The sequence below is a fragment of the Streptomyces sp. NPDC004561 genome (genome assembly GCF_053602155.1).
Genome location: NZ_JBSGDB010000001.1, coordinates 63,841 through 73,050, shown reverse-complemented (window position 1 = coordinate 73,050; position 9,210 = coordinate 63,841). Strand labels below are relative to the sequence as shown.

The 9,210-nt window shown below is 71.6% G+C and carries 8 protein-coding genes and 1 pseudogene; 6 read left to right on the top strand and 3 right to left on the bottom strand.

Going from position 1 to position 9,210, the window contains the following annotated elements:
• Nucleotides 1-339, bottom strand: a pseudogene (locus ACWEN3_RS00340) (hypothetical protein); the annotation flags it as partial.
• Nucleotides 340-1,491: 1,152 nt separating this feature from the next.
• Here ACWEN3_RS00340 and ACWEN3_RS00335 point away from each other — a divergent pair.
• From ACWEN3_RS00335 to ACWEN3_RS00320, 4 genes are all read left to right on the top strand, one after another.
• Entirely contained in the window at nucleotides 1,492-2,346 is an 855-nt protein-coding gene (locus ACWEN3_RS00335; protein WP_452963765.1) for a quinone oxidoreductase family protein, read from the top strand.
• A gap of 89 nt (nucleotides 2,347-2,435) precedes the next feature.
• The gene (locus tag ACWEN3_RS00330; protein WP_452963763.1) at nucleotides 2,436-3,239 is read left to right on the top strand and encodes an IclR family transcriptional regulator domain-containing protein; all 804 of its coding nucleotides are present in this window, start codon (nucleotides 2,436-2,438) and stop codon (nucleotides 3,237-3,239) included.
• 66 nt (nucleotides 3,240-3,305) lie between these two features.
• Complete coding sequence (locus ACWEN3_RS00325) at nucleotides 3,306-4,064, top strand: IclR family transcriptional regulator (protein WP_452963761.1); 759 nt, start codon at nucleotides 3,306-3,308, stop codon at nucleotides 4,062-4,064.
• Between the two features lie 94 nt (nucleotides 4,065-4,158).
• Nucleotides 4,159-5,424, top strand: a complete 1,266-nt coding sequence (locus ACWEN3_RS00320; RefSeq protein ID WP_452963759.1) for a PP2C family protein-serine/threonine phosphatase — start codon at nucleotides 4,159-4,161, stop codon at nucleotides 5,422-5,424.
• A 61-nt stretch (nucleotides 5,425-5,485) separates the two neighbouring features.
• On the opposite strand, the gene ACWEN3_RS00315 is transcribed toward ACWEN3_RS00320, so the two are convergent.
• A complete protein-coding gene (locus tag ACWEN3_RS00315; RefSeq protein WP_452963757.1) occupies nucleotides 5,486-5,908 on the bottom strand; it encodes an ATP-binding protein in 423 nt (140 codons plus the stop codon).
• 195 nt (nucleotides 5,909-6,103) lie between these two features.
• Here ACWEN3_RS00315 and ACWEN3_RS00310 point away from each other — a divergent pair, with 195 nt between their 5' ends.
• Both ACWEN3_RS00310 and glpK read left to right on the top strand, forming a co-directional pair.
• A complete protein-coding gene (locus ACWEN3_RS00310; protein WP_452963755.1) occupies nucleotides 6,104-6,871 on the top strand; it encodes an IclR family transcriptional regulator in 768 nt (255 codons plus the stop codon).
• Nucleotides 6,872-6,914: 43 nt separating this feature from the next.
• Nucleotides 6,915-8,420, top strand: a complete 1,506-nt coding sequence (gene glpK, locus ACWEN3_RS00305) for a glycerol kinase GlpK (protein WP_452963753.1) — start codon at nucleotides 6,915-6,917, stop codon at nucleotides 8,418-8,420.
• Between the two features lie 66 nt (nucleotides 8,421-8,486).
• On the opposite strand, the gene ACWEN3_RS00300 is transcribed toward glpK, so the two are convergent.
• Nucleotides 8,487-9,158, bottom strand: coding sequence for a TetR/AcrR family transcriptional regulator (locus tag ACWEN3_RS00300; protein WP_452963751.1), 672 nt, complete (start codon nucleotides 9,156-9,158; stop codon nucleotides 8,487-8,489).
• Nucleotides 9,159-9,210 lie beyond the last annotated feature (52 nt).

Below are 9,210 nucleotides of genomic sequence, written 5' to 3'. Positions count from 1 at the left end.
CTCGGGATCTCCCTGGGGCAGGCCCAGGTGCCAGGCGATCCGCTCGGCCGGTTCGACGCCCGCCGCGCTCCCGGCGACGACGGCCGTCACATCCAGTGCCCGCAGCGCCTTGACCGTGTGCCGCAGGGAGCCGCGATGCTCCACCGTGTCCGCGTAGGCACCCGGCACGACGGCCTCGCCGGGTCGGTGGGGGGCGAGTTGGACGGCCACGCTCCGCCAGCCCTGCCGCGCGAAGGTCTCCACGAAGGGGGAGCTGCCATCGGGGGCGACGATCGCCACGTTGCCTGCGGTGGCTTCGAACCGGCGAGCGGCCACGAGTGTGGCGGAGGTGACGGCCATGGGAAGCGGCTCCAGGGCGGAAGGTGTGTGTGGGGGGATGGGCCGGCGGCTGCTATGGCCGAGGCGGGGGGAAGGGCTCGGGTCTGGGCTTCCGGCCAGGCGGTGGCCGGCTACGAGGACCAGATGCGTGCCTTTCCCTGGCTGGTGGCCGCGGGTCTGGCAGGTACGGCGGGCGGTGTCGGGGTGGGCAGGGTCGCGGGCACGGATCTCCTTGCGAGCGGGACGAGCCACGGCGTCCGACGTTGCCGGGAACAGTGGCCGGGAACAGTGGTCGGGGGGAGTCGTGAACGGATCCATGGCGTGGAGACCGCCTGGTACGACGATCCGTCAGGACCGGCCGCGCGGCGCACGACTGGGCTCACCTGGGCACGGCGAGCGGGCCCGAGGTGCCGGGAGGCGCGGCGCAGGGCGAAGCGGCCGACTTCTGCCGGGGCGGCGGACACGGATGGCCCGTCCAGTGGGCGGTGCGCGTGTCCCCGGTCCGGGCTCAGGAGCCGTTCGGAGTGGTCAGCTCGCGGGCCGCGCCGGATGCCGGCGGGAGGGTTCGGGTGCCCACCGGGTCGTCGGGACTCTGCCCGGAGCCGACGTCACGGCGACGGAGGAGCGGGGAGTCCGGTAGTGGTCCCGGCTCCGCACCGACTGCGGCACATGGTCGTTCAACGTTCCTCCACCCGTCCCCCGTACGCCTCCTGGAGCACCGAAGCTCTGCCCCGAGGCCGGTCCGCCCAGCTCCCGGCCGGTTCAGGCCGGGCCGAAGAGTGCCCTCCTCCCCCGATGCTGCCGGCCGCCCCGTGTCGCCCTTGGCGGTGGGGACGGTGCCCGGCACTAGGAGGGCGGCATCACTATGTCTCTTTGAATCGGCAATTGCAAGCGGCTGATTTCCCTTCTCATCTCGCGAGAAGTTCGAGCTTGAACCTTCTCGTGAGATGAGAAACGGCTGGTCGTTTCTCATCTCGTGAGAAATGTGTATGAGGCAAGATGCCCAGGTCGGAGCGGTTGCGCGCATGCCCTAGCCTGGCGGGGTACTCATCCGGACTCGTCGATAGGAACACTGTGCGCGCCATTGTCATGAGGGAATTCGGCGGCCCCGAGATTCTGCGACTGGAAGACGTTCCCGACCCCGAGCCCGCGCGCGGACAAACACTGCTGGACGTGCGACTGGCAGGTGTCAATTACGCAGATGTGCACGTTCGCGGAAATACTTACCTCGCGCCGGTCGAACTGCCCTACATCCCGGGCAACGAGGTCGTCGCCACCACGCCGGACGGCAAGCGCGTCGTGGCGCTGACGCGGGGCGGCGGCTACGCGGAGAAGGTGGCCGCCCACCGCAGACTGCAATGGGAGATCCCGGACGAGATCACCGACGAACAGGCCGTACCGCTGGCCCTGCAGGGGAACAGCGCCTACCACCTCCTTTTCACGGTCGCCCAGATTACCAAGGGGGAGACGGTCGTCGTCCCCGCCGCGGCCGGCGGTGTGGGCTCGCTGGCCGTCCAGCTGGCGCACCGCGTGGGCGCCCGGGTCATCGCCCTCGCCAGTACGGGCGAGAAGCGTCGACTGGCCCTGGAACTCGGCGCGACGGCGGCCGTCGACTCCTCCGACGAGGACGGACTGACGGAACGGATCCTCGACGCGGCCGGCGGGCCCGTCCACGCCGCGCTGGAGATGACCGGCGGCAGGACGCTGCACCAGACCCTCGGGGCGCTGGGCCCCCGCGGCAGACTCGCCGTATACGGCTTCGCCGGCGGACAGCTCACCGACGTCCCCGTGCACACGCTGCTGCAGAAGTCCATCACCGTCGCGGGCTTCTGGCTGCCGAACCTCTACACCGACCGCACGCTCCCGCTGGCCGCCTCCATGAGGCAGCTCTTCGACGCCGTCGGCCACGGCACGCTCAAGATCGTCAACGGCGGCACCTTCCCGCTCGCCGACGCGGCCAAGGCGCACAACGCGCTCAACAACCGTACGGGTACGGGCAAGTTCAGCCTCGATACCGTCACGCAATAATCTTGGTCCCAGAACGTGCGCGGTGACACGAGCACCGGGCACGGCCGCGCTCCGGAGGAGGGGCGCGGAGGACCGAGGGGGTACGGCTGATGAGTGGGCAGCGCGGAACCGGGACCAGCTACGCGGAGCGCTTCATGCGGGTGCAGCAGGCGTTCATCACCCTGGGACCCGGCGCCCACCGGCTGTCCGAGATCGCCAAGACCGCCGATCTCGACGACTCCACCACCGGCCGCATGCTGACCGCCGGCACCTACAACAGCACCTTCGTCCGGATCGACCGGGGCCTCTACCAGCTCGGCAGCACCGTCGCCGACCTGGGACTCCACGCACTCGCCGAGGACAACCTCTCCGGCAGCGAGGCCACGGCCGTACTCCAGGGCCTGCGCAAGGCGACCGACGACGGCCTGGTCTTCCTCTACATGAGAGCCCCCTTCGGCATAGCCGGCAGGCAGTGCCTGGACATGGCGGTGGGGGACTCCGACCTCGTCGAACTCGGCATGACGCCCCGCGACGTCCTCTCCGTCACCCGGTCGCTGCGCACCGGCGCCTCGGGCCGCACGATCCTCGCCTACCTGCCCGCGCAGATCCAGGAGCGGGTCGCCGCCGACCCGGTCCCGGAGGAAGCGGGGCCCGGCGTCATCAAGGACGGCGACGAGCTGCTCGCCTCGCTCGCCGACGTCCGCGACCAGGGATACGCCCTGGGCCACCAGGAATGCATGGCGAAGTGGAACTCCATCGCCGCCCCCGTTATCTGGGACGGCGCGATCTGGGGCGCGGTCCTGCTGCTCAAGCCCATGGACGTCATGCCGGAGGCACCCCAGCACTACATCTACGCCACCATCACCGCCGCCGCCCGGCTCAGCCGGCTCGGCGGAGCCTGGCCCGCCGACTGAGCAGCCGCCCGGGACCTCCCAGCAGCGTGCCTTGCCAGTGCCGGGTGCGCGTCGCACGCTGGTTCCATGGGCGGTCAGGACGGCCCCACACTCATCACGTCCGTGCAGCGGGCCTTCCGCCTGCTGGAAGCGGTGAGCTCGCACGAGAACGGCGCGCCGGCCAAGCAGCTGGCTCGTGAGACGGGCCTGCCCCTGGCCACCGCCTACCACCTGCTGCGGACCCTGGTCCACGACGGATACGTGCGCAAGCTGGACGACGGTTGCTTCGTCCTGGGCGACAAACTGCAGGCCCTGCACACCACGGGCCGCGAGCAGGTGCTGCTCAGCCGGATCCGCCCCACCCTCGCCGCGCTGCGGGACGAGCTGGCCACCGCCGCCTACCTCACCTTCTACGAGGAGGGCGAGATCAGGGTCGCGGAGATCGTCGACGGCCCCCGCACTCCCCGGGTCGACCTCTGGGTGGGGTTCGAGGACGCCGGGCACGCCACCGCGCTCGGCAAGTGCGTGCTGCGCGAAATGAACGACGACTCCCGCCGGGACTACCTGTCCCGGCACCACCTCGCGGACCTCACGCCGCGGACCGTCACCAGTCTTCCGGAACTGCTCCGCAGGCTCGACGCCTCTCCCATGGCACCGGCCGTCACCGACCTGGAGGAGTACGCGCTCGGCACGGTGTGTGTCGCGGTGCCCGTCCTGTGCGGCGACATCCTGGGCTCGCTCGGTGTGTCCCTGCCCGTGGAACAGCACTCCCGGCTCCAGGAGCTGCGGGCACGACTGATTCCGGCCGCGAACCGCGTGACCAGGAGCCTGTCGTTCACTATCTGAAAATCCGCGCCTTGTGACCGCCTGAGCGAAACCCGTTTCCTTGAGTCCACGGACAACGGGTGTGCCCCCACACAGGTGAGGACCGCGGACACAGATGAGCCAGGCCCCAGACCATGCTCACGAACAGCGCCCCGGGCGGCCGTTCGCCGGCCGGGTGAGCCGCCTGCGCGCGTCGACCCGAGGACGTGCCGGAGCGCGGCTCGCGGTCGGACTGCACGTGCTGCCGGTGCTGGTCGTCGCCCTCATCGTGCTCGTCGACGCCGTCGGCGGAGCCGGCATGATCTGGCTGCCGCTGCTGGCCGCGGGGCCCGCACTGGCCGCCGCCACCAGCGGGCCGCTGGGCGTGGTGTGCGTCGGTCTGCTCGCCGCGGTCCTGGGCGCGGCGCTGGGCAGGGAAGGGGTGCCCGGCCGCGAACTCATGGCCGTACTGGCGGCGCTGCTCGCCGTCACCCTGGCCAGCGGCCTGGCCAGTGCGCTGCGCGGCCGCCGGGAACGGGTGCTCGCCGCCGTCCGCTCGGTGGCGGAGGCCGCCCAGCAGGCCCTGCTGAAGCCCGTACCGGAGACCGTCGGCCCCTTCCAGGTCGCGGTCCGCTACAGCGCCGCCGCGGCGGAGGCCCGGATCGGCGGGGACCTCTACGCCCTGGTGCCCACCCCGCACGGGATCCGGCTGATCGTCGGCGACGTACGCGGCAAGGGGCTGCTGGCCGTCGGCACCGCCGCACTCGTCCTGGGCGTCTTCCGCGAGGCGGCCTACGACGAGCCCGACCTCCTCGACGTCGTCAGCAGGATCGAGCGGAGCCTGGCCCGCAACCTCGGAACCGACGACTTCGTCACCGCCGTGATCGCCGGCTACCCACGGCCCGGACACCTGGAGGTGGTCAACTGCGGGCACGGGGCCCCACTGCTGATTTCCGCATCCGGAGACGTCGTGGCGGTGAACCCCACCCACCCCGCTCCGCCCCTCGGGCTGCGCGCCCTCTCCGGCGAGACACCCCGCCTCCAGAGCCTGCCCTTCGCCGACGGGGACCAGCTGCTGCTCTACACCGACGGCGTCACCGAGGCCCGCGACCACACCCGCAAGTTCTACCCGCTCGCCGAAAGGGTGGCCCGGCATGTCTCGGACGATCCGGCCCGTACCCTCACCGCGCTGCACAACGAACTGCTCGCGCACGTGGGCGGCCGGCTGCACGACGACGCGGCCCTGCTGCTGCTCCGCAGGCAGCACGCCCTTGAACCGGCATCCTCGCGCGAACCGGGAGCCGACGGCACCGGCATCGGCCGTCACGTAACCGCTGTCCCGTCGCACCACCCGGAGCCCCAGCGTCAGGCAATTCGCCAGCGCTGCTTTCCGCCTGCCTGACCGGGCGCGTGGCGGGGTCCGCCGGGCCGGCTTCCCGCGTCCTGGCACCCGCCGCCGGGCGTCAGGACGCCTCGAGATCGGCCCACCAGCTGACCCCGCCCGCATGGACGCGTATCCCGTGCCGAGCGGCCAGCGCGCGCACGATCGCCACCCCGCGACCGTGCTCGTCCGGGTCGACCCCTAGACGCGTCCGTCCCGCCGGAACGGTGGGTCCCGCGTCGGTGACCTCCACGCGCAGAGTGCCCGTCCCGTCCCGCCGGACCCACGACAGCCGCAGCACCGCGGGCGGCATCGCGTGGATGACCGCGTTGGTGACCAGCTCCGACACCACGAGCAGCGCATCCTCGACGATCTCGGGGGACACGTTCCAGTCGGCGAGTATCGCGCGCACGCGGCGGCGAACGGCCGAGACGGCCCCGGCGGCGGGCGGCAGCGGACACACGAGTTCGCATGCCTCCCGAGCCAGCGTATTGAGAACCGCCATCTTGTCTCCTGGGGATGAACGCCGCCCCGAGGGGCGCCGGACCTCGGCACATTGCCGGGCTTCCAGCAACCTATGGAGCGCGACGGGGGCGGTCAATGAACGATGGTCGGCATTACCGAACGCCGCAGTTCGCCCGAGACACAACGACCGCCGCTACGAACAGCGGACCGCTCCCGGCAGTAATAGGCTCGCCTCATGGCCGGCCCAGTCCAGTCGATCGAACGGGCGGCGGCGATTCTGCGCCTTCTCGCCGGTGGGCCCCGCCGACTGGGGCTCGGCGAGGTGGCGGCCTCCCTCGGGCTGGCGAAGGGCACCGCCTACGGCATCCTGCGCACGCTCCAGCACGTGGACTTCGTGGAACGGGACGCGGCGACCGGGAAGTACCAGCTCGGAGCGGCCCTCCTGCACCTCGGAACGAGCTACCTGGACGTCAACGAGCTGCGGTCGCGCTCCATCAACTGGGCCGACGCCCTGGCCGCCCGCAGCGGCGAAGCCGTACGTCTCGGCACCCCGCTGGAGGGCAAGGTCCTCGTCATCCACCACGTCTTCCGGCCGGACGACACGCTCCAGACCCTCGACGTCGGCTCCCTGCTGCCCCTGCACGCCTCATCGCTCGGCAAGGTGCTGCTGGCCTACGGGACCGCCCCCGTGGAAGCGGCCGCGGAACCGGAACTGGAGGCGTACACCCGGCACACCCTGGTCCTCCCGGAGCAGCTCGACCGGGCGCTCGCCGAGGTCCGGGAACTCGGCTGGGCCGCCGAGATCCAGGAGATGAGCATGGGCGAGGCCGGACTCGCCGCGCCGATCCGCGGGCACGGCGGACTCGTCGTCGGCGCCATCGGCCTGTCCGGTCCGGTGGAGAGGATCTGCGACAGCCAGGGGCGTCCGCGGCCCCAGCTCATCACCCTGCTCCGTGAGGCCTCGCGGGCGATCTCCAGAGAGCTGGGCGCCGGCCGCTGGTAGGCCCGGCCGGCTCCTCGGCAACGTGTGGGAAGGCAGACCGATCATGGTGGAACGGTACGTAATGTCCATCGATCAGGGCACCAATTCCACCCGATGCATTCTGTTCGACCACCGCGGGCGGCTGGTGTCGGTGGCCCAGGAGGAACACCAGCAGCACTTTCCCCGGCCCGGATGGGTCGAGCACGACGCCGTCGAGATATGGCACAACCTCCAGCGGGTGGTGCCCGAGGCCCTGTCCGTCGCCGGTGTCGACGCCGACCGGATCGCCGCCGTCGGCCTGGCCAACCAGCGGGAGACCACGGTGCTCTGGGACCGGCGGACGGGCGCGCCGGTCGGCAGGGCGATCGTCTGGCAGGACACCCGCACGGCGCCGCTCGTCGACGAGCTCAGACGCGATCCCGGCGAGGAGTTCTTCCTGGAGCGCTGCAGCCTGGTGCCCTCGACCTACTTCTCCGCGCTGCGGCTGCGCTGGCTCTTCGACAACGTCAAGGGTCTGGAGCAGCGGGCCAAGGACGGCGAGGTGCTGTTCGGGACGATCGAGAGCTGGCTGATCTGGAACCTCACCGGCGGCGCCGACGGCGGCCTGCACATCACCGACGTCACCAACGCCAGCCGCACCATGCTGATGAACATCCGCAGCCTCACCTGGGACGAGGACCTGCTGTCGCTCTTCGGCGTGCCCCGCCCGATGCTGCCGGAGATCAGGCCCTCCGCGGAGACGTACGGCGAGGCCGGGCCGCTGCTCCCCGGCGTACGCATCACCGCCGCCCTCGGCGACCAGCAGGCCGCCCTCTTCGGCCAGACCTGCTTCTCCCAGGGCGAGGCGAAGTGCACCTACGGAACGGGCAGCTTCCTGCTGCTCAACACCGGTAGCGAGCTCGTGCGTTCGAGCCACGGGCTGCTCACGACCGTGGCCTACAAGATCGCGGACCAGCAACCGGTCTACGCGCTGGAGGGCTCGATAGCCGTCACCGGCTCGCTCGTGCAGTGGTTCCGCGACCGCCTGGGGCTGATCAGCAGCGCGCCCGAGATCGAGACCCTCGCCCGGACGGTCGAGGACAACGGCGGCTGCTACATCGTCCCCGCCTTCTCGGGTCTGTTCGCACCCCGCTGGCGCAGCGACGCCCGCGGGGTCATCGTCGGCCTCACCTCGTACATCACCAAAGGACACCTGGCCCGTGCCGTCCTGGAGGCCACCGGCTGGCAGACGCGCGAGGTCGTCGACGCCATGAACGCCGACTCCTCGGTCCCCCTGAGACAGCTCAAGGTGGACGGCGGCATGACGGCGGACAACCTGCTCATGCAGTTCGTCGCCGACGTCCTCGACGTGCCCGTGGTACGGCCCATGGTCGCCGAGACCGTCTCCCTCGGCGCCGCCTACGCCGCCGGCCTCGCCGCCGGCTACTGGTCGGACCTGGAAGTCCTGCGCCGCAACTGGCACCGAGCCGCCCAGTGGCTCCCCGCCATGGACCCCGCCCGCCGCGACGCGGAGTACGAGAACTGGCAGCGAGCCGTGGAACGATCCCTGGGCTGGGCACGGTCCACCTGACCGGCGATCCGCCCCAGGCCGATGCCCCGGTCCACGGCTGCTCTGTTCTGCTCCCGGAGACCCGGGTCAGTGCTCGCGTGTGGCGGGGCCGCCGTGGAGGTGGTCGGCGATTTCCTCGGGACTCGGGGCCGGGGGGAGGGCGCGGGAGCGTTCGGGGCGCAGTCCGTCGAGGAAGACGCCGAGGTGGCGCCCGGTCAGCGCGGCGGCCTGCTCGGGCGGGAGATAGGGCAGCGGGCGGCACACCAGCGCGGCGGTGGCGATCAGGTCCACGGCCGTGACGTCCGCGCGGATCAGGTCGCGCCTACGCCCCTCGGCCAGGATCTCCTCCAGGACGGCGGCGATGTCGCGTTGCAGTTCGCGCGCCTGGGGGTCGTCGGTCTGGGGTCCGCCGATCAGGGGCAGGACCAGCAGGTCGCGGCTGCCGGCCACGCTCTGCAGGAACGCCCCGACGGCCGCGTACGGATCCGCCTGCGCGGTCACCGCCGCCGAGCGGGCCGCGTCCAGGACGATGCCGAACCCCTCGGTGACGACCGCCGCGATCAGCGCTTCGCGGCCCGGGAAGCGCCGGTAGAGCGTCGCGATGTTCACGCCCGCACGACGGGCGATCTCCTCCAGCGGCACGGCCGTACCCGCCTCCAGGAAGGCGCTGCGGGCGGCGCTGAGAATCTGGGCGCGATTGCGCGCCGCGTCCATGCGCAGCCGGGGTGCTGCGCGCCCTGTGGCCCGTTCGGCGGTCACCGGTTCACCTCTGTTCTCGTCCTGGCCTGCCAGCCGAGACTACGACACACCG